Below are 25,414 nucleotides of genomic sequence, written 5' to 3'. Positions count from 1 at the left end.
TGAACCTGATACTGTGTTGTGATATGAATATTATCATATGGCTGTTCAGTACGGTGAGGTATCATCATCTCATCTTACTGAAAGTAGCGCAGGGATTGACGGTGCTCAGAATAAAGTTCGGTTTATTGATCTGTATCGAGAATAAGACTGCTTTTAATTCTATCATTGCAATTTGTTAAAATACCTGTTGATATTGAAAACAATAAAATATAAGAACTTAGCCGAATAATGACTTTTTCATTCAGTACATTTTACAATCTATGTAGTAGTGAGGCGCGCTATGAACTGGCGCTCGATTTGATCTATGAGAAATTCAAACCGGCTCATTGTTTGATTGGTAAATTTATCGATGCGGATACCCGGGTTAAAACGGTCGCCTACTCAGTAGATGGCAAAAGGTCAAATGACATTATCTATGATCTTGAAGGCACCCCTTGTAACGATGCCAAAACCAGCCAGGGTGTATGTTCCATTAGTTGTAACTTGCAGCAGATGTATGCGGAAGATGAGATCCTCAAGATATTCGATATCGACGGGTATCTTGGCGTAACCCTGCGTGCATTGGATCATAAACCAATTGGTATTATGGTCTGCTTGTTTGATGAAAAAGTTGTCGTGAGTGAAGAGGACCGCCACTGGTTCCGCGAACTTAGCTTGCTGGTCGGCGCTGAACTGAACCACAACCTCGAAATGGCGGCACAGCAAATATTGGTCAAGCAGCTTGCAAAAGGTGAGCGGATCGCGAAATTAAGTTCCTGGACTTGGAATATTAGCCGGGACAAACATGTGTTCAGTCACGAAATGCGCCGCCTGTTGCAGCACCGCGAAGAAACACTCACTCTGGATGATTTCACAGATTGTTTAACGGAAGCAGATCAAAAGCGGCTCAGGGTTATTATCCAGAAGCTTCGCACCGGTCACCTCGATTATATCGATGTCAATGTTGCCCATAAAAAACGTACCAACCTGCGTGGTCTCTATCGTATTATCGGCCGGGTTGAACAGTGCGAGGAGCAACGTGATGAGCGCGTTTTCAGTGCCACTGTTCAGGATGTCTCTTATATTTATTCACTGAATAAACAGCTCGAACTAACTAATGTAGTGTTCGAACATGCCACCGAAGCCATTATGATCACCGATGGCGATAATAAAATCATTATGGTCAACAGGGCGTTCGAGCGTTTAACCGGGTATACCGGCCACGAGCTGATGGGGCGCGATCCGTCAGTACTGTCATCAGGGCAACACAGTGGAGACTTTTATCACCAAATGTGGAACAGCCTGATGAGTGCCGGTTGCTGGAAAGGAGAGATATTCAACCGTCGCAAGAACGGGCAAATTTTCCCCGAGGAGTTAACACTCAGCCTGGTGAAAGACGAGCAAGGTGAAATCGTTAACTACGTTGCTATATTCCGTGACATTACTGAATGGAAACGCAATGAAGCGCAGCTCATGTTTTACGCCAATCATGAGCCTCTGACTGCGTTATTAAATCGTCGTTGTTTTATCGACATTGTAGAAGAAAAAATATCCGCCAGCCGCAGTATGCATACGCCGTGTTCTTTGTTGTTTATCGGTCTTGATCACTTTAAAGAGGTCAACGATATTTACGGGCCGGAAATCGGCGACAAAGTACTGGTTTCTGTCGCAAAGAGGCTGCGAAATGGGATCAGAGAAAAAGACACCATCTCCCGTTATGGGGGCGACGAATTTGCCATCCTGCTGGATAACACAGATGTTAAAAGTGCCTTGCAGGTAGCTAAAAAACTCAGTGACAAAATTAAACAGCCCTATGTTTTTAATGACTTAACCGTTGAGCTCAGCGCAAGCACAGGTATCGCGCAGCTTGAGAATAGGGGGCGGATCACGGCCGCTAAGTTTATTCGTAATGCGGCACATGCACTGGAAAGCGCTAAGAAAACCCATCGGGGCCATGTTGCTCTGCACAATGCGGCTATCCAAAATGCTTACCTGAACAAAATTAAGCTCAAGGACAAACTCAAAGCGGCGCTTAAATCTAACCTGTTAACCGTGTACTACCAGCCCATCGTCGACGTACAGCGCAGAAAAATCGTGAAATTTGAGGCGCTTGTCAGGTGGTTTGACGATGAGCAGGGGATGATATCGCCAGGCACCTTTATTCCCATTGCAGAGGAGTTTGGATTGATCCATCTGATAGGCCAATTTGTACTGGAAAAAGCGTGTCAGGATCTTAAAGAGATGCACTTGCACGGGTATGAAGATGTCAGTATTTCAATCAATCGCTCGGTCAATGAATTTAAAACCAGTAACGACCAGTTTAAGCTGGTAACGCAAGCCATCAGCAGCGCAGAGGTACCCTTTGACAAAGTGACACTTGAAGTAACTGAGTCCATGGCAACGAACCGTTATACCTGGGAGTTACTGTCTAAGCTCAGAGAGCAAGGGGTGAAGATAGCACTGGATGATTTCTGTACCGGATACTCGTCACTTAGCCACTTAATTGAAAATCAGGTAGATTATCTGAAAATCGATAAGTCTTTTGTAGACAGCCTGATGGCAGACAAAAATAAAAAAGTGATGATCAACTGTCTGCTTAATTTAGCCGATGAGCTGGGCATTAAAGTGATTGCCGAAGGGGTGGAGTCTCAGAGTCAGCTTGCCATGCTTGAACAGCTTGGGTGTAATCATATACAGGGCTTCTACTACAGCCCGGCCCAACCGCTTTCAGCCAGCTTGAGACTATTGCAGGAGTTTAATTCTGGTCAGGTATTTAACGATGAGCTGATATATATAAGTAAATCTACTCAACAACACTAAATAAAAAGGGGCCACAGAAGTAGGCCCCTTTTTTATTGTACTTATCTCAGATATGGTTTGAGTACGTCAAATAGGGCTTGGAGGTGATCGTCTCTGTCATTCAGAGCCGGAATATAATGGTAAGTTTCACCGCCAGCTTCCATAAAGTAGTCACGATTTTCTTCTTCTAACTCTTCAAGTGTTTCCAGGCAGTCGGCGCTAAATGCCGGGCTGAGGATAGCCACTTCCTTAACGCCCTTCGATGCCAACTCTTTCAGAGTGACGTCGGTGTAAGGCTGAAGCCATTCTTCACGGCCAAAGCGACTTTGGAAAGTCGTCATCACTTTGTCTTTATCTAGCTTGAGCTGCTCGCAGACCAGTCGGGTTGTTTGATGGCAAAAACAATGATACGGATCGCCATTGTCCAGGAATCGTTTAGGTGTGCCGTGGTAAGAAAATAACAGTTTTTCTGGCAGGCCGTGCTTGTCGATGTGTTCCTGTACTGAATTAGCCAGTGCTGTGACATAGCTTGGCTGTTTATGATAGCCATTGATGAAGCTCAGGCTAGGCACCCAGCGCCATGTTTTTAATACATTTGCGATGGCGTCAAATGTTGAGCCTGTGGTTGCGCTGGAATATTGTGGATAAAGCGGGAACACAACGATGTTAGTGATCCCTTTTGCGCGAAGCGCTTCAAGGCCACTTTTGATTGAAGGATTACCATAACGCATTGCCATAACGACTTCGACATTATCGTAGTTTTGTTCTTTCAGTAATGCGCTGAGCTTACTACACTGATCTTGTGTAATTTGCACCAGTGGTGAGCCTTGCTCGGTCCAGATACTGGCGTAGGCCTTTGCAGAGCGACTGGGTCTTACTCTGAGGATGACGCCGTGCAGTATTAACCACCAAAGTGCTCTTGGCAGCTCCACTATGCGAGGATCAGATAAAAACTCTCGCAAATAGTTTCTTAGTGCGGGTGCATTTGGGGCGTCAGGGCTGCCCAGGTTAGTAACCAGAACACCGATTTTTTCATTAAATCTGTTCTCGTGCGGATTATCAGTAATGGCAGAAAGCTTTGGCACTCACGGCTCCTTTGGTGTGTTCTCTTAGCCTCGCTATTTTACATAAAAGGCCAGAGTGAAAAAACGATTTTTGGTTGTACGAGCTTGATGTAGGATAGGATCTCGTTATTTTGTCTTAAAAAATTGGCAAAATATAGATTTGTTGTTGCAAAAACAGCGCATTAGTCGTATTTTCTCGCTCCGCCGAAGCAATTTACAGCACAGAATTCGAGTTTTAAGATGCGATTAAATCACCCCGTCACTAATCAGGAAAAGCGCTTTTCCGCAGACACCCGACTTATTTCAGTGACCGATCTGAAAGGGACCATCCTGGACTGCAATGAACACTTTGTTGAAGTCAGTGGATATGCCAAAGATGAACTGATTGGCCAACCGCACAATCTGGTGCGCCACCCGGATATGCCAGAGGTGGCGTTTAAGACCATGTGGGATCAGTTAAAAGCCGGCAAACCCTGGATGGGCTTGGTGAAAAACCGCTGTAAAAATGGCGACCACTATTGGGTAAATGCTTATGTCACACCGATGACAGAAGGCGGCAAAATCGTGGGCTATGAGTCAGTACGCAGCTGTCCTGACAGAGCAAGTGTTGAGCGCGCAGAAGCGCTGTATAAACGCGTTAAGTCAGGCCAGCGAGACTCAATCAAGTTACCAAAGTTACGCTCAATCTGGCCTTCAGTCGCTGTGCTGAGTGCGATTTTACTTTATGTATCTGTAAGTGAAACACTTGGCTTTGGCTGGTTGATTGCCAACACGCTGGCACTATTTGCCTACAACACCTATCGGGATAATGAGCAGCTGGGACGACTAGATAAAGAGATGTCTCATAGTTTCTGTGATGACATCGCCACGCAGGTATACTCACCCTGGAGTGGCAAGATGGCACAGCTGCATGTCAAACTGCTCAGTGAGCGCTCTCATCTGGATACCATTATCACGCGTATTGAATTTGCAGCTAAAGGGGTGGCGAGCGGTGCGCAAGAGAGTAACGTTAAAAGTATCGAAACCACTCAGTGCCTGACCAAACAGCAACTTGAAACTAAGCTGGTTGCGACAGCGATGAATGAAATGGCAACGACAATCAACGAGGTATCACAAAGTGTGCAGGCCAGTTCAGAAGATGCCAAAGGGGTGTTGGTACTGGCTCAGGAAAGTGCACGTAGCTCAGAAGAAACCCGGGCTTCCATTGAAAGCTTAGGGGCAACCGTGGTTGATATTAAGGATTCTGTGCTGGGCGTTGCAAAACAAACGTCAAAAATTGCGGAAGCCGCGCAGATCATTGAGCAGATAGCAGAGCAAACTAACTTGCTGGCACTCAACGCCGCGATAGAGGCGGCCAGAGCCGGAGAGCAAGGGCGCGGCTTTGCTGTGGTTGCCGACGAGGTGCGCCATCTGGCTCAACGTACGCAGGAGTCAACCAAAGAGATCCATGCGATTATTGATCAGCTAACGCAAAGCTCACAGAATGCCGAATTCATCGCCCAGCGTGGTGAAGATGAATCAAGGCAGGGCATTGAGCAGCTCTCACGATCTTCTACCAAATTAGAGGGCATCTATCAGCTGATTGAAAAAATAAGCGCAAGTAGCATGCAAATTGCCACTGCTGTGGAAGAGCAGGCAGCCGTATCCGAAGACATTAATCAGCAGGTGGTAAGTATTGCAACGCTTGCCAATACTAGCGTCAGCAGCTCTAATGAAATGCATGTTATCAGTGAAGAGCTGACAACGGTTGCCAATGACATGTATGAGCTGGTGGTGAGGTTTAAGCGCTAGGTCTTAATCAGGATCCGAAACGGGGTAGGTTTTTGCGACTCGAGCTGTTGTAGCTTAGCTATGGTTGCTGGTGTGAAAACATGCCCCTTAGGTAACAGCATGATCCCTTTATGACTGTGTATAGCCAGACCTAACTCCATTCCAGGTTCCAGTGCTTGCGCATTAATGATATTCAATGAACCTACCTGCTCAGCGCCCTGAGCGTCGGATTGAACGGCTACCTCCAAAGCAGAGACCACCTTTGGGTGGTAAAAGGAGCCGCTGTACATCTTTATCATCTCAAGCGCGTGTGTCCGCTGCTCACTTTTGGCATCTTTGTTCTTTAACAGGTGCTCTACATAATCCCTGACTGCGGCAAGAATGTGCGCACCGATGGGAATGTCCTTACCTTTTAGGCCTTTGGGTATGCCCTGACCGTTGTATTTCTCAAACTGGTGGTAGATGGCTTCTCCAACGTCACTGAGGTGCTGTGCCGGCATCAGCATGAGTTGCGCAGTGGCAGGATGGGTAAAAAACAACTTACGTTGTTGCGGGCTGAGATTCTCAATGGGTTGATTGTACAAAGCCGGGTCCATGGCAAGCAGGCCAACCTGTGACAGATAACCGGCCATTCGGGTAAGCTGTACGACCCTTTCACTCAAGCCAAGCTCATGGGCAACAGAGCCACATAGCTGTGCTATTTGTTTGGCCATGCCCGCATCTATATAGGGATTTGCGTTAATGAAGTTATATAGTAGCTCAACGGTCGCTCTGTGTTCATCTTGCTCTCGCTTGTTTGCGGTTTCAAGCTGACGCAGTACCGTGCGGATCTGGGTCGTGCGCTTTTCCACCAATTCTTCAAGGTTGCCGTTAAGTATTTTCAGTTGTTCATTTTGTTTACTGATCTCTGCCTGAAGTGCCTGGGTGTATTGCTTGAGACGATATTTTTCTGCTGCATCTTTGATGATGTGGACCAGGGTTTCATTTTGCCAGGGCTTTTGCAAAAAGTTGTGGATCCCGCCTTCATTAATGGCTGCAATTGTAGAGTCCATGTCCGCATAGCCCGATAACAAAACACGTTGCGACTGCGGTGATACTTGTCTCGCTTTGGTCAGGAATTCAACGCCATCCATTTCAGGCATTCTCATATCTGAAATGATCACTTCAAATTCATCATCACTCAGCGCTTTTAAAGCGAGTTCGCCGCATTCAAATACCGCAACCTGCATGCCAGACATGCGTAATGTTCTTTTGAGCACTTTCAAAACGCCAGGCTCATCGTCCAGGCATAATACCCGAATAGGGCCGTTTGGTGGCTGTATGTTAATCGATGTTTGAGTCTGTTCCATCAAAATTCAATGACGTAAAGCAATAGATAATATAAAAATTAGTCTAAACTTGGTTGTATCACAATTGCTGCAGTGCGTTTAGCGCTAAATTACGCAATGTAAGGAGCGACTCATGAAAGGCATAATATTTCGTAGTTTAGAAGAGCTGGTTGTAGAAAATTTGGGAATGGGCGCCTGGAATGCCTTATTGGATGAACATAGCCCCGAGCACCGCAGCTATGTTTCGGCCGTTTCTTACCCGGACGAGGAGCTATTTGCACTGGCAAATGGCGTTGCAACTAAAATGGCTTTGCCGCTGCCCGAAGTACTTGGCGTGTTCGGGCGCTTTTTGTTCGGATCTTTGGCAGCAAAACATCCTACTGTGTTGGCTGAGCTGGATACATTTGAAAAGTTGATTCTGGCGATAGACAGTGTGATCCATGTGGAGGTCGCAAAATTATATGATGAACCGAACCTGCCGCAGATAGATGCCAAAATCGTCAATGACAGCGAGATAGTTGTTGAATATCGCTCCCCCCGCAAGCTCTGCTTCTGCGCGGAAGGACTGATTTATGGTGCTGCGGATCACTACAACAAGCAAATAGAGATTTCACACACCAGTTGTATGCATAATGAGGATGACCACTGCCGTTTTGTTGTGACCATGCTCTCCTGAATCAGTGCTTAGCTTTGGGAGTGGTTTGACAAGAGGTTCAAAGGGTCGGCTTGGCACGCTCAATTAGCCGCGTAATCGTATAGAGGTTTCATATGGCTCAAAACGACAACGAGTATTACAAAGCGTATCAGCGAGAAAAACAAGCCAGGGATGAGCTTGAAACCTTGCTCGAGGATAAAACCCGCTCTTTATACCTTGCTAATCAAGAACTAGAGGCCAATCTGGCGCAGCTCAAGCGTCAGCACGCAGCGATTTTGCAAAGCGAGAAGATGGCAACTTTGGGTGTCATGTCTGCCGGTGTGGCACACGAAATCAATAATCCACTGGCCTACGTTAACAGTAATATCAGTACCCTTGGTCAGGTATCTGAGGGCGTGTCAGATTTAATCAAAGCCAGTCAGCTGTTTACTGATAATGGACTGGACCAGCAAGCATTCAAAGAAACAGTCAAGGCACTTGAGGCAAAATACCAGTTGGGCTTTTTTGCCGAAGATGCACAAGAGCTGATTGAGGATTGTCAGGACGGCTGTCAGCGTATTGCCGTCATTGTGGCAAGCCTGCTCGATTTTGCCCGGCCGAAAAACAATGAATTTGTGATGGCGGATATGACAGAAGCGATTGACAGTGCGCTGGGTCTGCTTGCTAATCAACTTAAACACATTGAACTGGTTGTTGAAAAAGCCGAAATTCCGTTGAGTTTTTGCAATTTGGCAGCGCTAAATCAGGTGATTATTAACCTTCTGATCAATGCCAAATATGCTTGTGAGCAGGCAAAGACAAAGGGTATCTGTCAAACGCCACTGATCAAGCTCTTGCTGCGACACGCCAATAGGCAGCTGCTGATCGAGGTGATTGACAATGGCACAGGCATAGAAGAAAGTCAGATAGAACATGTTTTCGAGCCTTTTTTCACCACTAAGCCTGTCGGTCAGGGCACTGGCATGGGTCTGGCTGTTGCCTATGGGATTGTTTCTGAGCACAAAGGCACGATTAACATCGAGAGCAAGCCTAACCAAGGCACTAAAGTGACCGTTACTCTGCCTGTCTGCACGTCTGATTAAATACCCCCCGACACTTATCCATCTATTTCGCTCCACAGATCCCTTTACTTTGCTGTTGTTTGTAACACTTAACGGTCCAAATGTGCTCCATACCTTACTGTTAACGTTGACGTTAACGTGATGTTTCTGGTCTGACCTGGGTAGTTTTGTATATAACCGTTGGTTATATAGTATTCCCAAAATTAACGGTGGATTTGGAGTCTCATAGATAAATAAAACTTATCCGAATAGATAAGTTTTTCTTTTGTTTGTTTCTGATATGCACTTAACTGGTTGTAATTAATGCAATAGGCCAGGGGATCCAAATTGTAATATATGAATTTAACTCATTCAATGCTTCCAAGAGGGCATTGCGAAAAAGTCCATTCATTTGAATAATTGGTAGTTAAAAAGGATGGGTTTTAGATTTGTTCTGGTTAAAAAGTAGCCGCGCTTACGTTGACGTACTTCAATTCTATGTTAGCTTTACTTTAAAAATGTTAATCACTAAAACGGTAAAGGTTGAAGAAAATATGAAAACGAGAAACAAATTCAAGGTGGCAATGCAGCTCAGTGCAATCGCTATTGCTATAGGAGCAACACAGGCTCAGGCATATGATTGTACCGGACTTAACCCCTGGCAGTCGGGCACCGCGTACACAGCGGGTCAACAGGTAGAGCAGAATAATAATGCTTATGAAGCCAACTGGTGGACTCGCTCTGAACCTGCGGCAAATTCAGGTGACTGGCAGGAGTGGACTTGGTTGGGGCAATGTGACAGCGTTGTCGAAAATAATCCGCCTGTTGCCAGTAACTTACAACCTATCGCGGGCACTGAATTTGTCGTTAATGACAGCGTTGCCATCAGTGTGAAAGCAGTCGATGCCGATGGTTCAGTGAGCAAGGTTGAGTTCTTTGTAGATGGCGCTTTGATTGCCACTGACGTAAGCGGCACCGCGGATATGTTTGACGCCCAATGGAGCGCCAGTGTGGGTACTCATGACATCAGTGCAACGGCATACGATGACAAAGGCGCCGCATCAAACGTGTTGACTAGCCAGATTGTTGTAAAACCAGCAGATACCGGCAATAAAGCGCCTGAAGCGCAGCTTACGGTTAAGAGCCAGCCTGCAGAGCTGGTGGTTGGTTCGCAAGTGGTTTTCGGCCTGTCGGGTAGCGATATGGACGGCCAGGTCACTAAGTTAACGTTTACGGTAGATGGCGTTGAGGTGGTTGCAACCAATGGCAGTGCAACGGACCACACCTGGACGGCGCAGCAGCTCGGACCGGTGACATTTACTTTGACGGTAACCGACGATAAAGGCGCTACGGCAAGTGTTTCTCAAACGCTGACGGTTGTAGAGCAAGGCCAGGGAGGTCGTGATGATTGTAAACCACAAGGGTTATTCCAGACTCCGGGTGTCAATACGCCTTATTGTACTATTTACGATGTAAACGGTCGTGAGAAAATGGGTAACGATCACCCTCGTCGTGTTATCGGTTACTTCACTAGCTGGCGTAACGGCGCAAATGGCCAACCCTCTTACCTTGTGAATGATATTCCATGGGACAAGATCACGCATATCAACTACGCATTTGCCCATGTCGATGCTAACAACAAAGTGTCGATTGGCGATCCGGCTGCTCCCGGTAACCCGGCAACAAATATGGAGTGGCCTGGTGAGGCTGGTGCAGAGATGGACCCGGCATTGCCTTATAAAGGTCATTTCAACCTGCTGAACAAATATAAAAAGCTATACCCGGATGTTAAAACCTTAATTTCAGTGGGCGGCTGGGCAGAAACCGGCGGCTACTTTGGCAGCGATGGCAAACGCGTTAACAGCGGTGGTTTCTATACGATGACAACCAACGCCGACGGTAGTGTCAACCAGGCTGGTATTGACGCGTTTGCAGCAAGTGCCGTGGAGTTCATTCGTACCTATGGCTTTGACGGTGTAGACATCGACTACGAATACCCAACTTCAATGAACGACGCTGGTCACCCGGATGATTTCCCAATTTCTAACGCATTGCGTGCCGGGTTGAATGCGTCTTATCAGGTGTTAATGAAGCGCCTGCGTGAAGAGCTGGATAAGGCCGGTCAGCAGGATGGCAAGCACTACATGCTAACGATTGCTTCGCCTTCGTCAGGTTATCTGCTGCGTGGTATGGAGACCTTCCAGGTTACTAAATATCTGGACTATGTGAACATCATGTCTTACGACTTACACGGTGCATGGAACCAGCATGTTGGTCACAATGCGTCTTTGTTTGATACCGGCGAAGATTCAGAGCTCAAAGCATGGGATGTATACGGCACCGCCGAGTTTGAAGGTATCGGCTACCTGAATACCGACTGGGCCGTGAAGTACTTCCGTGGTGCGCTGTCTGCGGGCCGTATTAACATAGGTATCCCATACTATACGCGCGGCTTTAAAGATGTGCAGGGTGGCACTAACGGCTTGTGGGGTCAGGCAGCCTTCCCAGATCAGGCAAACTGTCCGCCGGGCACAGGTAAAGGTGAAAAGAACAAGTGCGGCAATGGTGCAGTAGGTATCGATAACCTCTGGCACGATAAGAATGACGTTGGGCTGGAAGTACCTGCCGGCTCTAACCCGCTATGGCATGTCAAGAACCTGCAATCTGGTGTATTAGGAAGTTACCTTGCTGACTATGGCCTAAACCCAGTTACAGACCCCGCTGATGCACTCACTGGTACATACACACGTCACTATGACTCTGTCGCAGTTGCGCCTTGGTTATGGAATGCCGAGAAAAAAGTGTTCCTGTCGATTGAAGATGAAGAGTCGATGGGCACTAAGGTTGACTACGTAATTAACAATGGACTGGGCGGGATCATGTTCTGGGAGCTGGCTGGTGACTTTGATTATGATGCAGCGAAGGGCGAGTACTTTATGGGTTCAAGCTTGACTACGCTGGCCTACAACAAGTTCAACCAGTCCGGCGCGCCTTATGATATTCATCCGGGCAACGTGAACTTCCAGGTACCGGCAGAAGCGGTCGATGTCAGCTTTACGGCTAAGGACTTCCCTCTTGGCGATGATAACTATCCGATTGCACCGACATTTGCCTTTACCAATAACTCTGCAATCGATTTGTCAGGTGCGAAGATCACCTTTGATGTGCCAGTTGCTACTTCTGCAATCTTCAAGTCTAACTGGAATGCGCAGGAAAAACTGGGCATGGCGGTTGAAGTGAATGCCTCAAACGCAGCCGGAAACAACATTGGCGGATTCGAAAATGAATTCCACCGCTTCTCTATCACGCTGGTTGACGAGTGGGGCAACATTCCAAAATCGTTCGCGCCGGGTGAAACGGTCAATGCGCAGGTGATGTATTACATGCCTATCACAGGTCCGGTTAACTTCGTGGCTGAGAAAGATGGAAAGCGTTACGCCTTTAAGTTTGAGTACCCGCAACTACCTGATGCAAAACCTGGTGACGGTAACGGCGGACCTATCACAAGCTGTGAAGGGGTGCCTATCTCACAAATCACGGTTTATCCGGAGTTTCCAAAGGGCAGTCATGCAGCTCAGGGCGATTTAATCATCGACGGCAATGGGGTGTACAAAGCGAAGTGGTGGAGCAACAAGCAACCATCGACCAGCTCAGATTATACCAAGGTTTGTAGTTTGTAACCGACCCATTTAATCCAAGGGGGCTTCGGCCCCTATGCTAGAGGCAAACTATGAAAACGTTTAAAACATTGTCACAGCAAACTGCAATCGGTGTTTTGGTGGTATCGGCACTGGGTTACAGCGAGCTGGCTGCCAGTCATGGCTATATGGACTTTCCAATGGCCAGACAGGCAATTTGTGAAGATCAGGGTGGCTACTGGTGGCCAGAAGACGGCTCGAATATTCCTAATGCCGCATGTCGCGCCGCTTATCTTGAGTCCGGGTACGTGCAGTTTATTCAGGAGCATGAATTTGCTGTCAATACGCCCGATTACAATAACCAACAGGCAGTAGAGAAGAATATTCCCGATGGCACCTTATGTGCAGCAGGTTCCTCTGAAAAGCGTGGCATGAACTTACCATCCGCAGACTGGCAAAAGACAGAGGTTCGTCCCAACGCAAACGGTGAGCTGGCAATTCGCTTTCACGCCACAACGCCACATAACCCGAGCTTCTGGAAGTTCTATTTGACCAAGCCCGGCTTTAACCCGGCTAGCGATGTCATGACCTGGGGCAACATAGACTTGATCACCGAAGTGGGTAACGTGGATTTCGTTAAAGACCCGGATGGCAAACGGATTTACGAAATGACCATTCAAATTCCTCAGGGCAGAAGTGGCGACGCCATTTTGTATACTCGCTGGCAGCGTAACGACGTGGTTGGGGAAGGCTTTTACAATTGTAGCGATATCACCATTGTGGGCGATACCCAGCCAAACGACTGGTACGCCGCGGGTTACTTTGTAAGTCGTGGCCAGAATGCCAATGTAGGCGATTTGATCTGGGCAAGGGTATTTGACCAAAACGGTCAGGAAATCGTTAAGCATTCGTTCGCTGTAACGGCAGAAAACCAGGCTAACTGGGCGAGTACACTGGCAGGTCAGCTAAACACAAGCTATGCCAACGATGTCCAGGTGGGTGTCAAACAAGCCAATGGCGATGTGCTTTTTGACGACGCCAATTTACTGAGTAATCAGGTGTTTGTGACGGATGCTGCGTACACCTATAACCTCACAATTGTGCCCAAAGCGCCCAACACACCACCTACGGTACACCAGCCAGAACCTGTGTTGATGGACGAAAACACGCAAGCTCAGGTACATGTGCATGCATTTGATGATGAGCAAACAGAGCTCACTTATAGCTGGGTTGTTCCTGCCGGGCTCTCAATGACAGGCAGTGGCGCCACCATTAGTTTACGAAGCGGCGAAGTCGCAGCGGATACTCAGTATACCGTGTCTGTGACGGTATCTGATGGCGAGCTAGAAACTTCAAGAGACTTTAGTGTAACGGTCAAAGACGTGCCTGTGTCGACCTACCCACAGTGGCAGTCCTCAAATACGTATGTTGGCGGCGACAAAGTGTCTCATGGTGGCAAAAATTATGAAGCTAAGTGGTGGACCCGAGGTGAAGAGCCCGGTAAAGCCCAAGTCTGGAAAGCGCTGTAACCAGATTATAGCTGATAAAGCGTTTTAAGCAGTACCAATAAATCATCCCCCCGGGGTTTGGATATAACATGTAAATAAGGTTGAGAAAGTAATGAAGATTAAACAGATTAGCACGGCGATTGGCTTAGCTCTGATGAGCGGTTCAGTATTAGCGGCTCCATCTACCCCTAGCCTGAGCTGGGAACCACAAGTGTATTCATTTGTTGATGTTGTACTTGATGGCAATGGCTCATACAAAGATCTGGTCACAGCCAAAGAGCAAGTCGACATTCAGATCAAATGGAATGCCTGGAGTGGTACTGGCGGCGACAGCTACAAAGTATATTTCGATAACCAGCTGGTTAATGAGGGTGTACTAGATGTGGGCACCAAAAGTGGCACAATCACTTTCCCATACACTCAGTCTGGTCGCCATACTTTGTATGTTGAGCTTTGCGACAGCACAGGTTGTGCACGAAGTGCCGGTAAGGAGATAGTGATTGCCGACACAGACGGTGGCCATCTTGAGCCGCTGCCTATGGATGTAAATCCGAATAACCGTAACAACGGCACAATACCAGGCAAAGTAACGGGTGCTTACTTTGTTGAGTGGGGGATTTATGGCCGTGACTTCGACGTCACCAACATTCCGGCGCAAAACCTGAGCCACTTGTTATATGGCTTTATTCCAATCTGTGGCGCTAACGAGTCACTTAAAGAAATTGAGAATGGTAGCAGCTGGCGTGCACTGCAAAAAGCGTGTGCCGGTACTGCGGATTATGAAGTGGTGATCCACGACCCCTGGGCAGCTGTTCAAAAAACACTGCCGGGCGTTAACCAGAATGACCCAATTCGTGGTACTTACGCGCAGCTGATGGCACTCAAGCAGCGTTATCCGGACCTTAAGATCTTGCCTTCTGTCGGTGGCTGGACGCTGTCAGATCCGTTCCACGGCTTCACGACCAAAGCAAACCGTGATGTTTTCGTCGCTTCAATGAAGAAATTCCTGAAAACCTGGAAATTCTACGATGGTGTCGACATTGACTGGGAATTCCCGGGCGGTGACGGTCCTAATCCGGATCTGGGCGACCCTGTAAATGATGGTCCGGCTTATATTGCACTAATGGCCGAATTACGTGCCATGTTAGACGAGCTTGAAGCGGAAACCGGCCGTACTTACGAGCTGACGTCTGCAATAGGGTCAGGTTACGACAAGATTGAAGATGTTGATTACCAGGCTGCACAGCAGTACATGGATTATATCTTCGCAATGACCTACGACTTCTACGGTGGCTGGAACAATGTAACGGGTCATCAGACCGGTTTGTATTGTGGCTCACACCTGAGCCAGGATGAATGTAACGGTACAGGTGTTGATGACAACGGCGAGCCACGTAAAGGGCCTGCTTATACAGCACACAACGCGGTTCAACTGTTATTACAGCAAGGCGTTAACTCGAAGAAAATCGTCATGGGTGCCGCTATGTATGGTCGTGGCTGGGAAGGCGTGATGGATCAAAACACTACCATCCCAGGCAACCCGATGACTGCACCTGGCAATGGTAAGTACACAGGCTCAACGTCAGAAGGCGTCTGGGAGCCTGGGATCATGGACTATAAGGCAATCGCTGCCAACCTGGTCGGTCCAAATGGGACAGGTCTCAACGGTTTTGAAGTAGGTTATGACGAACAGGCCGAAGCGGCGTATGTGTGGAACCGCAGCAATGGTAAATTACTAACGTTTGACAGCGCTCGCTCTGTTGAGGCCAAAGGTCGTTACGTCAACTTGTATGACCTGGGCGGCTTGTTTGCCTGGGAAATCGATGCGGATAACGGCGATATTCTCAATGCTATGTATGATGGCCTGACAGGAGGCGTACCTGTGAATAAGCCGCCGGTCGTTTCTGTTGACAGCAATGTCACAGTGCAATCGGGTGGTTCAATCACAGTCACTGCAACGGCTTCAGACCCGGATAACCAGCCGCTGACCTTTGCATGGAGTGCGCCAGCTGCCTTGACGCTCACAAATGCGACTACTGCCGCTGTTGGTGTGGCTGCACCGGTTGTGACTCAAGATACCGAGTATACACTAACTATCGCCGTTTCTGATGGTGAAGCGACCACAACACGCAATGTGACTGTACTGGTAAAAGCGCCTTCTACAGGCAATGACGCGCCAGTCGTAACACCCATTGCAGCACTGTCTCTGGCTGAAAACACCAGTGCGTCGGTACAAGTCAGCGCAACCGACCCCAATGGTGATGCCTTGACTTACACTTGGTCTGCAAGCAACGGTTTGACCGTCAATGGCCAGGGCGCAAGCGCAACAATTACGGCTCCAGAAGTCACTCAGGATACGACCTATCAGGTTACTGTTGCTGTGTCGGATGGTGTTGCTACGACTACAACATCATTTGATGTGACGGTCACAGACGCGGCGGTAGGTGCCGATCCTTGGGTAAGCAACAAAGTCTATGTAGGCGGCGACCGCGTTAGTCATCAGGGCAAGTTGTATGAAGCTAAGTGGTGGACTCGCGGTGAAGAACCTGGCAAAGCTATGGTCTGGAAAGCACTTTAAGTAAAGTTGATATCAGAGGCTGGAGTGTGCGCCTCTGATTGACCAAGGGATTGGCCAACAATAACCAATAAAGGCGCTCAGGCGCCTTTGTTTTCTGTCAGATATCCTTCATAATCTAGCTAATATCAATGATTGCTAGACGCCGTGCATTTAATTTTTCTGTTGTTTTTCCTACCCGTCGCTGCTTTTGCCAATTTACAGTGCGAAACGCGCTACAAGGTTGGTGTTGGTACCAGCTGGCCACCGTATGTGATGTATCGTGATACAGTCCCTTATGGTCTGGATGTCGACATTACCCGCAGAGTATTCGAAAAAGCTCAGCTTTGCATCGACTTTGTGCAGCTGCCGTCATCCGCACGCGGGATCACTGAGCTTTCCAAAGGCTTTATAGATATCTTGCCGTCTGCCAGTTTTAATACGCAAAGAGCCGAAGTCGCGTTTTTTAGTCAGGCGTATCGTCGTGAAAAAATGCGCTTGTTTACCCGTCAAAAAACGCTAAAAGAAGTTAGAAGCCTGACAGAGCTGTTCGCCGCTGAGCACACCTTTGTTGCCAATCCTGGTGCTTACTATGGAAAAGAGCTTGAACAGATCTTGAAGATAGCCTGGTACAAAGAACGCTTGCTGGAGGTGCCCAGCATTAGCCAGCGCATGCAACTGGTGAACAAAAAGCGTGTCGACTTCTTAATAGAAGATGAGTTCTCCGGTTACTACTACATTGAAGAGCTGGGGTTTGAGCAAATGCGGATCCACCCCTATGTCGTCAATGATAACGCCATTCATTTTATGTTAAGCCGCAAAACATTTAATAAACAGCAAATCAATAAGATCAATGCCGCGATTGAAGCACTGCAAAGCGAAATAGCGGACTTGATCGATCAATATGGGATAGATGCAGGGACGCGCGGGCGAAGCGCGAACCTGGAAGCGTTTTACGGAGTGTGAAATATGCACAAAGCAGGCTTGTTAATGTGTATGCTAATGATGGTTTCTGCAACTACAGCGGCGAAAGAACTAAAGCCATACCGTTTTGACACCATGCAAATGAACCTGGATTCTTTGCTGTTTGACCGTCCAGAGCGAATCAAACCCGCTAAAAGTGACTTCAAGGTAACGCGCAGTATCGCCATGTCCAATGACGACGGATACCGGGCTGTGTTGCTCAGCATTGAGAATCTCTCTTCTGGCCGACGTATTCTGGAGCCGGAGCAGTTGATGGTGATTTATGCCGATGGCGCTGCGCAGCAGGTTAGTGCGTTGCCACACAAAGTCGTTCTGGAAGGCTACGAGCAGCGTAACTTTACGCTGGAGCTGGGTGCCAATGATTACCCGGTGATTGCGGTTGTCTCGGCCAATAGTAAAGGATATTAGGGATGGGGTTAAAACAAATCAATCGGCTTCATGCGATTTCGCGCAAGCCTGCAAGAATAATTTTGGGGCTGATGAGTGGTACTTCTTTAGATGGCTTAGATATGGCCTTGTGCGAAGTAAGTGGGTCAGGCGCTGATACACAATGCAAACTGCTCAAGTTTACCACCATTGCGTACGACAACGATTTTAAAGATAAGGTCCGTGAGGTGTTTGCAAAAGACACGGTGAACTTTGAATATTTGACCTTACTCAATCCCTGGATAGGCCACTATCACGGCCAATTAATCAATCAAACCCTGTCGCAGTGGCAAGTCAGACATGAAGACATCGACCTGATAGCCAGTCATGGACAGACTGTATTTCATTGTCCCCATCATCAGCATGCTCATGAAGATTTTGGCAATGGTACCTTACAGCTGGGAGACGGCGATCAGGTTGCCACACAAACACAAATCATCACCGTTTCTGACTTTCGTCAAAAGCATATCGCAAAAGGGGGCGAGGGCGCGCCGCTTGCTCAATACGGAGATTACTTGCTCTATCAAAGCGAGCGGGTAAACCGTGTGTTGCTGAATCTGGGAGGGATTGCGAATTTTACTGTGCTGCCGCGAAACGCCACAGTGGAAGACGTTCAATGTTCAGACATTGGTCCGGGAAATACTCTTATGGATGCTTACTGTCAGCGTTATTTGGGCCAAGCTTATGATGAAGGCGGCAAGCTGGCAAAGCAAGGAAGAGTCTGTAATAGTCTGCTTGAATCGTTAAAGGCCATCCCCTTTTTCCATTTCGATACACCCAAAACCACAGGCCCTGAAGTATTCAGTTTGACTATGCTTGAGCAAAAACAAGCACTTTGCTCTGAGCCATTGTCTCACCAGGATGTGCTGGCGACCCTGAATGAACTAACCGTCTGGTGTGTGTTGGAGCACCTGAGCGCATTGCAGCTCAATGGGCCTACACAACTTATACTCAGCGGCGGTGGCGCCCATAATGCATTGCTGGTCGAGAAGTTTAAATCGCGTTTGCCTGCTTGTTACGAGGTGACTGAGCTGTTGCAGGATGGGGTGTGTGTTGACTCAAAAGAAGCGGCATTATTTGCGGTCCTGGCAAATGAATGCGTAGCTGGAAGTGGGCTATTTTCGTTCGGTAAGATAAGCCTGCCGGGTTGAACCTAGCAGGGCGCTAAATTCATTACGCAGGTATTTTGCCACTGCCTGCAACATCCCGCTTGCCGTCTTTGTATTTTCTGCCACAGTCCACTCATCATCTTTGCGTGGGTGTATATCATGGCCGAGACTGGCCATGTAATCCATACTGTTTTTAACGCGCTGCTTATAACCCAGTAAACTCAATTGCAGGTTGTATGACCCGCTTTTGCCCGAGCCCTTCAGGGCTACCTCTACCTTACCAGTCATGATGTCTTTTTCTTTGAGCTTAAGTATGCCTACAAAGTCGACGTCGCGATTATCCTGGTGATTGGCTGTAATGCGGATCTGGTTTCCTGACACTGCGTCTTGCGGCAGCTGACAAGAGACAATCAGTTGATCTTGTTCTATATAAAACTCCAGCTGATCAAACGGTGAGCCTTGCTCCAGAGAAAACAGCTGTTGTGCCTGGTCCTTGATATCAAAAGTTAAAGACCGTTTACGTGTATTCATGATTTTGCCGAGAAATTAAACTGGGATAATTATGCCGGGGCAATATGTCAAAATTATTAAAAAAGGGCTCCCAAATGAGCCCTTTTTCTGAGTACCTGAAAATATTTTCAGGTCGAACTGTTTATTTGATAGCGAGCATCAGCAAGCCTGGTAGTACAAAGAACGAACCCAGTACATAACCAAATGCCGCAGATTTATTACGTGTACCAATTCGTGCCAGTTTCTCAGCAAGTTGTAGCGGAATTTCACGTAGTAGTGGCAAGCCGTAAATCAGCGCTACTGCGAAGACGTTAAACATAACGTGTACCAGTGCAATCGTCAGGGCAACTTCGGCATTAGGGCCGGTGATAGAGGTTGCTGCCAGTAGTGCTGTGATAGTTGTACCAATGTTCGCACCCAAAGTGAATGGGTAGATTTGACGCGTGTTGAAAACACCGCTACCTGCCAGTGGAATCATCAGGCTGGTGGTGGTAGACGATGACTGAACCATAACAGTTACAACCGCACCTGAGCTGATACCAGCAACCGGGCCACGGCCGATTGCGCTGTGTAGTAATTCTTTTGCACGGCCAACCAGCGCTTTCTTAAGGAGTTTACCAAGGGTAGTTACAGCGAACAGAATCATCGCTATACCGATAACAACCATTGCAACGCCAACCGCTTTACCATCAAGGAAGCTCACCGCGTCTTTGACCAGGCCAACAGCCGGTTTTACCAGAGGTTTAATGAAGTTGTAGCTCTTAAGAGACAGGTCTGCATCACCTACAAACAGGTGTGAAAGCGCGGCAGAGAACTTTTCCAACAGGCCAAACATGATTTCCAGCGGCAGGAAGATAGCAACAGCGAACAGGTTAAAGAAGTCGTGCACTGTAGAGGCAGCAAAAGCACGCTGGAACTCTTCTTTGTCGCGAATATGACCAATCGATACCAGTGTATTGGTGATAGTAGTACCAATATTTGCACCCATGATCATAGGAATTGCGATGCCCAACGGCAGACCACCTGCGACCAGACCTACGATAACTGATGTAACAGTAGAAGAAGATTGAACCAGAGCGGTGGCAAATGCACCCAGCATTAATGCGACGAATGGGTTTGTTGCGAATGCAAAAATTTCTTTAGCGCCTGCGGTGCCACCGGAAGCCAGTTTGAAACCACCACTGACGGTACCTACAGCCACTAATACGAGGTAGACCAGTAATGCAATCGCGGTCCAATTTAAGATCTTTGCAAAAAGAGAGGTTTGATTTTGTTCACTCATGATTTTACTCAGTTATGTCTGGCCAACTTATGTGGCACTTTGATGACGTTTTTATTTCAGGGCGGATTAAAACAAAGTTATGTGACAGAAATATTTCAATGCGACTGTCATTTAACCAGGTACTCGAAATTAACGGGGGCAGTGTGGCATTTCGACCATGAAGAATTTATAGAAGTTTTTTTAAGTTTCTAATAAATAGTGCTATTTTGAATTTCGCAACAGTGTTACATTGATTTACATTACTCAGAAGGCGAAGTGTAATTTCGTCGGGACTCCACATTTCATACACGATTAAGACCTATGATAGTTACAAATGGTTACCGAGTCTTGTTCATGCGCTTTATCTTATTGCTTTTAATGGGGTGTTTTTTGCTCACGGGTCATACCGCTTTGGCAGGCCAGCAGCAAAGGATCCTTTTAGGTGACAGTACTACTGAGCTCACTTTGCGTGATGCCAGCTTCTTCTTTGATTACGATAAACAAATAAAAGAGGCTGACGATGTGCTCAGGTATGCCCAGCAGTTCCGAGCGTTGAGTGAGGTAGAAAAAAGGCCCCAGCATGAACTGTATTCGAAATGGGCCTGGCTGAAGCTGGACAACCGAAGCAAGATTACCGACTGGGTGATGTCGTTCGGTTTTGCCAGATTGCCGAAGCTTGCCGTTTATGTACTTGAGGACGGCAGGTTCAAGCAAATACACACTCAAGATGTACACGCGCGCTTTGAGCAGCGGCCGATCCAGGACCCGCAAATGTATCTGCCCCTCGCTATTAAGCCGGGCCACAGCGAGTACTTGATTGAATTTCAGACCTTTGCCAATGCACCGGCCAACCTGCGCTTACACTCTCATGCCCATTACCTGTCGACGTCGCAATCAAGCATACTGACTAATGCCAGCCTTGCCGGGGTTGTTGCCGCCATTTTACTGATTGTCATAGTAAACCTGGCGTTTAACCGCAACACCACAAATGTATTCTATGCTATGTGGACTTTCCTGTTTTTACTCATCGTCATTGATATGGCCGGGTTTACTTTTCAGTATTTTTGGCCAAACCACGGCTTCTTTAGCGGCCAGTTCTCAATAGCGCTGATGGCCATTGTGCCGATATTTCACCTGTTGTTTGTACGTGGTTTTTTGCAGTTAAAACATTATCACCCGACGCTAAACACTATTTATGTAGCAGCAACCTGGTTGTACATTTTGCTCGTGCCTACCGCACTGTATCTGCAAAGCGTTTATTATAACTTGTTGGCCAGTACCTTCGTTATCCCCTTGTTTGTCTACACCTGCGTATGGAGTTTCAGACAAAAAGGGCCGGGGATGCGTACCTTTACCTACAGCCTGATCAACCACCTGGTGTTTTTGAATCTGTTGACCATAGTCGGAGCCAGTTACGGTAATCTAATCGATTTATTTCAGATCACCTCGTTCATCAAGATTGGCTACCTAATCGAAGTGCTGCTGTTTACTGTGGCACTGGCGCTGCAACATAAATCCTTGCAGGGACAGTTAGTGCGACATCTGGAGCAGCAGGTTAATGCGCTCAATCGCACCGTGGTGAGTGAAAGAGAGGTTGTGAACGAGCAGGTAAACCAGCTTAAGGCAAAAGAAGAGCAGCTGTTCACCGACTTATCTCATGAGTTACGTACACCGCTGACCGTGATGAGGATCCAGGTCGAGTCGTTGCAATACAATATTGTTGAAAACGTCGAAGATTCCTATGCCAAGTTAATGGCGAAAATTGACGAGCTGCATAAGTTTATCGATCAGCTTATGCTGGTTACCACAGACAAAGATGTGGCAAACATTCTGAATAAAGAAGATATAAAAGTTGCGCACTTTATCAACGAAACGTTTCAGAGCTGTATGACCTATGTGGACCCTAAAAAAGCCCGACTTGAGATCATTAACCGGCTAGACCCTCATTTTACTATGCAGTTTGACAGGCGCTCTATTGGTAACGCAATTTTAGAGGTGGTTAAGAATGCCCTAAAATATGGCGGCGACGGGGTCGATATTAAAATGAGTGCGCAGGTCACCGAGCAACATCTGGTACTGCGTATCGAAGATTCAGGCATGCCGCTGTCATACGATGCCCACAGGCAGCTATTTCAGCCATTGTTTCGCGAAGAAGCGTCACGCAGTTCCTTAAGTGGTGGCAAAGGCATGGGTCTGGCCGTATGCAAAAAGATAGTCGAATGTCATGGTGGTAAAATAGAGTCACATAATAGTCTGCTGGGTGGGCTATGCATTGAAATTATTCTGCCAACGTCCGAGGTCGATGTCGCTCTGGCGTAGAAAAGAGTTGTAATCTGTTTGATGTCTGGCAGACTGCGCTGCGATTTAGATAAAGAATAAGGTTACAGACATGATAAGAAAAACCCTGGTAGCGCTTGTCGTTGGTTTGACACTGACAGGATGTGAAGTGACTTCTGTCAATACGCAGCCCCAGCAGCAGAGTGTTGAACGCAAAGATGCCAACGCTCAGATGATGGCACTTGCGCAGTCCTACTTCGATGAGGGCATTACGCTCAGCCCGCTATCTGCAACCTTTTTCGGTATGTCTGAGTACAATGACAAGTTTGAACCGCCGCTTGGGGAAGCCAGTCTTGCGCGGTCTCGCGCCTTTACCGACCGCTATCTGGCGCGCCTCGAAGCGCTCGATAGCAGTAAGCTATCAGGCCAGGCTAAACTGTCTTACGACATTCTCCACTATGAACTGCTGCAAAGCAAAGCGGCAGAGCAGTTTGATGATCAGTTTTTGCCGATTGATCAGATGTACGGCTCACATCATATTTTTGCGTCACTCGGTTCTGGTGAAGGTGCACAGCCGTTTAAAACAGTCGAGGATTACAGCAACTTTCTGAAACGCGCCGACGGCTTTGTGGTCTGGCTGAAATCGGCGCAAACCATGATGACGCAGGGCATAGAGCGTGGTGTGGTGTTACCACGTGCGCTTACCGTTAAGGTCATTCCTCAGTTTAAAACACACGTCGTTGAAAAAGCAGAAGACTCCATATTCTGGGGGCCGATTAATAATCTCCCCGAGACTTTCTCACACGAAGAAAAACGTCAAATTACCCAGTCTTACAAGCATTACATCGAGCGCACTTTGGTTCCGGCATACCGCGACATGGTAGGCTTTTTGGAAACAACCTATCTGCCTGCGTCCAGAGCCTCGGTTGGCTACGGTGCATTGCCTAACGGTGAGGCCTGGTATCAGCATTACATTAAAGAAAACACTACGCTGGACATGAGCGCAACAGAAATTCACCAGCTGGGTCTGAGTGAAGTACAGCGTATTCGCAATGAAATGAGTAATGTTAAGGAGCAAGTCGGCTTTGAAGGCGATCTGCAGGCATTTTTCGATCACTTACGTGACAGCGAAGAGTTTTACTTCGCTTCAGAGGCTGAACTGATCCAGGCCTATGAAGAGGTGAAAAAGAAAATTGATGCGCGAGTGCCTTTGTTGTTTGATATAAAACCCAAGGCGGATTATATCGTAAAACCTGTGGAAGCGTTTCGTGCGGCATCGGCGGCCGGGGCATCCTATGAAAGCCCGGCACCGGATGGTTCTCGCCCCGGTGTTTTCTATATTAATAGTCATAACCTGAAGGCTCAGCCAAAGTTTATCGTAGAGACACTATCAATCCACGAGGCTGCGCCCGGGCACCACTTCCAACTCGCGTTGCAGCAGGAAATTGATGACCTGCCTGATTTTCGTAAGTTTGGCGGCTCGACCGTGTTTGTTGAGGGCTGGGCATTGTATGCAGAAAGTTTGGGTAAAGAGCTGGGTCTGTTCACCGATCCGTATCAATGGTACGGCCGTTTGGCTGATGAGCAGCTCAGAGCAATGAGACTGGTTGTAGATACCGGTTTGCATGCCAAAGGCTGGACGCGTGACCAGGCAATTGCCTTTATGCTGGATAACTCGTCGATGGCCAAGAGCGATGTTGAAGCAGAAGTTGAGCGCTATATCGCGTGGCCGGGCCAGGCGGTATCTTATAAAGTAGGTCAGTTTAAGATCCGTCAGCTGAGGGAGTCTGCCGAACAGAAGCTTGGTGCCAAGTTTGATATTCGCGCATTCCACAATCAGGTACTGATTGACGGTGCTTTGCCAATGCCTGTGTTGCAGGACAAGATAGAGCGCTGGGTCGAATCTCAAAAGTAACCCCCACAGATAACAGGCCAGCTTTGCGCTGGTCTGATTCTTTTAGTACAATCTGCGCCCCTTATCTATGTGGCAGACTGGCGTTATGAGCACAACTCCTTTTTGGATTGAAAAATCACTTGAAGAAATGAACCAACAGGAGTGGGAAGCCATCTGTGACGGCTGTGGCAAATGTTGTCTGCACTCCTTTATAGATTCAGACGAAGATGAGGAAGAACAATTTAGTAGCACCGACGTACTGCGTGAGGGCGAAGAATTGTTGTATACCGACGTGGTGTGCCAATACAGCGATGCAAACACCTGTGCCTGCACCCGATATTCGGAGCGACAAACACTGGTGCCATCGTGCGTCCAGCTCACCAAGGACAACCTCAAAGACATCTTCTTTATGCCGCAATCTTGCAGTTATCGCCGCTTACATGAAGGTCGTGGACTGGCGAGCTGGCACCCGTTACGTCATGAAGGCTCTAAGCAGCCAATGCATGACGCCGGGATCAGTATTCTGGGTAAGGCCATCAGCGAACAGGATGTCGATCTGGAGAATGACTTTGAAGATCACATTGTCACCTGGCCTGAACATGATGTTGATTGATACCA

Annotated in this window: 17 protein-coding genes and 1 pseudogene; 14 read left to right on the top strand and 4 right to left on the bottom strand. The window is 47.7% G+C overall.

Annotation, left to right across the window (positions count from 1 at the left end):
• Positions 1–228 precede the first annotated feature (228 nt).
• Positions 229–2,799 carry a putative bifunctional diguanylate cyclase/phosphodiesterase gene (locus TW77_RS11950; protein WP_046005209.1) on the top strand — a complete coding sequence of 857 codons (2,571 nt, stop codon included), beginning with the start codon at positions 229–231 and terminating at the stop codon, positions 2,797–2,799.
• Positions 2,800–2,840: 41 nt separating this feature from the next.
• Here TW77_RS11950 and hemH read toward each other — a convergent pair whose 3' ends face one another.
• On the bottom strand, positions 2,841–3,863 hold the full coding sequence (hemH, locus tag TW77_RS11945) for a ferrochelatase (RefSeq protein ID WP_046005208.1): 1,023 nt from the start codon (positions 3,861–3,863) through the stop codon (positions 2,841–2,843).
• A 219-nt stretch (positions 3,864–4,082) separates the two neighbouring features.
• On the opposite strand from hemH, the pseudogene TW77_RS26045 reads away from it, so the two are divergent.
• Together TW77_RS26045 and TW77_RS11940 are read left to right on the top strand one after the other, a co-directional pair.
• A pseudogene (locus tag TW77_RS26045) lies at positions 4,083–4,412 on the top strand (PAS domain-containing protein); the annotation flags it as partial.
• Positions 4,386–5,633 (top strand): methyl-accepting chemotaxis protein, encoded by a 1,248-nt coding sequence (locus TW77_RS11940; RefSeq protein WP_428838746.1) that lies wholly within the window; start codon positions 4,386–4,388, stop codon positions 5,631–5,633. The pseudogene TW77_RS26045 and the gene TW77_RS11940, both read left to right, overlap by 27 nt.
• Here TW77_RS11940 and TW77_RS11935 read toward each other — a convergent pair.
• On the bottom strand, positions 5,630–6,961 hold the full coding sequence (locus TW77_RS11935; protein WP_046005206.1) for an HD domain-containing phosphohydrolase: 1,332 nt from the start codon (positions 6,959–6,961) through the stop codon (positions 5,630–5,632). The genes TW77_RS11940 and TW77_RS11935 overlap by 4 nt on opposite strands.
• Positions 6,962–7,073: 112 nt before the next feature.
• Between TW77_RS11935 and TW77_RS11930 the strand changes: the two genes are divergently transcribed.
• The 8 genes from TW77_RS11930 to TW77_RS11895 all read left to right on the top strand — a co-directional run bounded on the left by TW77_RS11930 (position 7,074) and on the right by TW77_RS11895 (position 18,896).
• Positions 7,074–7,616 (top strand): heme NO-binding domain-containing protein, encoded by a 543-nt coding sequence (locus TW77_RS11930; RefSeq protein WP_046005205.1) that lies wholly within the window; start codon positions 7,074–7,076, stop codon positions 7,614–7,616.
• 92 nt (positions 7,617–7,708) lie between these two features.
• Positions 7,709–8,677, top strand: a complete 969-nt coding sequence (locus TW77_RS11925; protein ID WP_046005204.1) for a sensor histidine kinase — start codon at positions 7,709–7,711, stop codon at positions 8,675–8,677.
• A gap of 512 nt (positions 8,678–9,189) precedes the next feature.
• Complete coding sequence (locus TW77_RS11920) at positions 9,190–12,315, top strand: glycosyl hydrolase family 18 protein (RefSeq protein WP_046005280.1); 3,126 nt, start codon at positions 9,190–9,192, stop codon at positions 12,313–12,315.
• Positions 12,316–12,365: 50 nt separating this feature from the next.
• Positions 12,366–13,802: a lytic polysaccharide monooxygenase gene (locus TW77_RS11915; RefSeq protein WP_046005203.1), complete on the top strand. Its 1,437-nt coding sequence runs from the start codon at positions 12,366–12,368 to the stop codon at positions 13,800–13,802.
• A gap of 91 nt (positions 13,803–13,893) precedes the next feature.
• Positions 13,894–16,359: a glycosyl hydrolase family 18 protein gene (locus tag TW77_RS11910; RefSeq protein WP_046005202.1), complete on the top strand. Its 2,466-nt coding sequence runs from the start codon at positions 13,894–13,896 to the stop codon at positions 16,357–16,359.
• A 144-nt stretch (positions 16,360–16,503) separates the two neighbouring features.
• A complete protein-coding gene (locus TW77_RS11905; RefSeq protein WP_046005201.1) occupies positions 16,504–17,301 on the top strand; it encodes a substrate-binding periplasmic protein in 798 nt (265 codons plus the stop codon).
• A gap of 3 nt (positions 17,302–17,304) precedes the next feature.
• Positions 17,305–17,727 carry a hypothetical protein gene (locus TW77_RS11900; protein WP_046005200.1) on the top strand — a complete coding sequence of 141 codons (423 nt, stop codon included), beginning with the start codon at positions 17,305–17,307 and terminating at the stop codon, positions 17,725–17,727.
• 2 nt (positions 17,728–17,729) lie between these two features.
• A complete protein-coding gene (locus tag TW77_RS11895; protein WP_046005199.1) occupies positions 17,730–18,896 on the top strand; it encodes an anhydro-N-acetylmuramic acid kinase in 1,167 nt (388 codons plus the stop codon).
• On the opposite strand, the gene TW77_RS11890 is transcribed toward TW77_RS11895, so the two are convergent.
• Together TW77_RS11890 and TW77_RS11885 are read right to left on the bottom strand one after the other, a co-directional pair.
• Positions 18,861–19,385, bottom strand: a complete 525-nt coding sequence (locus tag TW77_RS11890; protein ID WP_046005198.1) for a hypothetical protein — start codon at positions 19,383–19,385, stop codon at positions 18,861–18,863. The two genes, TW77_RS11895 and TW77_RS11890, sit on opposite strands and share 36 nt — an antisense overlap.
• Positions 19,386–19,506: 121 nt before the next feature.
• The gene (locus tag TW77_RS11885; protein WP_046005197.1) at positions 19,507–20,646 is read right to left on the bottom strand and encodes a Na/Pi symporter; all 1,140 of its coding nucleotides are present in this window, start codon (positions 20,644–20,646) and stop codon (positions 19,507–19,509) included.
• A 333-nt stretch (positions 20,647–20,979) separates the two neighbouring features.
• Between TW77_RS11885 and TW77_RS11880 the strand changes: the two genes are divergently transcribed.
• The 3 genes from TW77_RS11880 to TW77_RS11870 all read left to right on the top strand — a co-directional run bounded on the left by TW77_RS11880 (position 20,980) and on the right by TW77_RS11870 (position 25,409).
• Positions 20,980–22,944 carry a sensor histidine kinase gene (locus TW77_RS11880; protein ID WP_046005196.1) on the top strand — a complete coding sequence of 655 codons (1,965 nt, stop codon included), beginning with the start codon at positions 20,980–20,982 and terminating at the stop codon, positions 22,942–22,944.
• A 70-nt stretch (positions 22,945–23,014) separates the two neighbouring features.
• On the top strand, positions 23,015–24,817 hold the full coding sequence (locus tag TW77_RS11875) for a DUF885 domain-containing protein (protein ID WP_046005195.1): 1,803 nt from the start codon (positions 23,015–23,017) through the stop codon (positions 24,815–24,817).
• 85 nt (positions 24,818–24,902) lie between these two features.
• Positions 24,903–25,409: a YcgN family cysteine cluster protein gene (locus TW77_RS11870; protein ID WP_082078915.1), complete on the top strand. Its 507-nt coding sequence runs from the start codon at positions 24,903–24,905 to the stop codon at positions 25,407–25,409.
• The last annotated feature ends 5 nt before the right edge of the window (positions 25,410–25,414 follow it).

It is taken from the genome of Pseudoalteromonas rubra (assembly GCF_000967655.1).
Classification (GTDB): Bacteria; Pseudomonadota; Gammaproteobacteria; order Enterobacterales; family Alteromonadaceae; genus Pseudoalteromonas; species Pseudoalteromonas rubra_A.
This window is presented reverse-complemented; position numbering and strand designations above follow the sequence as displayed.

Bases quoted from the DNA above. Each gene is read 5' to 3' on its own strand.
- TW77_RS11950 (WP_046005209.1), top strand. From the start codon at position 229: ATGACTTTTTCATTCAGTACATTTTACAATCTATGTAGTAGTGAGGCG.
- TW77_RS11940 (WP_428838746.1), top strand. From the start codon at position 4,386: ATGACAGAAGGCGGCAAAATCGTGGGCTATGAGTCAGTACGCAGCTGT.
- TW77_RS11935 (WP_046005206.1), bottom strand. From the start codon at position 6,961: ATGGAACAGACTCAAACATCGATTAACATACAGCCACCAAACGGCCCT.
- TW77_RS11930 (WP_046005205.1), top strand. From the start codon at position 7,074: ATGAAAGGCATAATATTTCGTAGTTTAGAAGAGCTGGTTGTAGAAAAT.
- TW77_RS11925 (WP_046005204.1), top strand. From the start codon at position 7,709: ATGGCTCAAAACGACAACGAGTATTACAAAGCGTATCAGCGAGAAAAA.
- TW77_RS11920 (WP_046005280.1), top strand. From the start codon at position 9,190: ATGAAAACGAGAAACAAATTCAAGGTGGCAATGCAGCTCAGTGCAATC.
- TW77_RS11915 (WP_046005203.1), top strand. From the start codon at position 12,366: ATGAAAACGTTTAAAACATTGTCACAGCAAACTGCAATCGGTGTTTTG.
- TW77_RS11910 (WP_046005202.1), top strand. From the start codon at position 13,894: ATGAAGATTAAACAGATTAGCACGGCGATTGGCTTAGCTCTGATGAGC.
- TW77_RS11900 (WP_046005200.1), top strand. From the start codon at position 17,305: ATGCACAAAGCAGGCTTGTTAATGTGTATGCTAATGATGGTTTCTGCA.
- TW77_RS11895 (WP_046005199.1), top strand. From the start codon at position 17,730: ATGGGGTTAAAACAAATCAATCGGCTTCATGCGATTTCGCGCAAGCCT.
- TW77_RS11890 (WP_046005198.1), bottom strand. From the start codon at position 19,385: ATGAATACACGTAAACGGTCTTTAACTTTTGATATCAAGGACCAGGCA.
- TW77_RS11885 (WP_046005197.1), bottom strand. From the start codon at position 20,646: ATGAGTGAACAAAATCAAACCTCTCTTTTTGCAAAGATCTTAAATTGG.
- TW77_RS11880 (WP_046005196.1), top strand. From the start codon at position 20,980: ATGCGCTTTATCTTATTGCTTTTAATGGGGTGTTTTTTGCTCACGGGT.
- TW77_RS11875 (WP_046005195.1), top strand. From the start codon at position 23,015: ATGATAAGAAAAACCCTGGTAGCGCTTGTCGTTGGTTTGACACTGACA.
- TW77_RS11870 (WP_082078915.1), top strand. From the start codon at position 24,903: ATGAGCACAACTCCTTTTTGGATTGAAAAATCACTTGAAGAAATGAAC.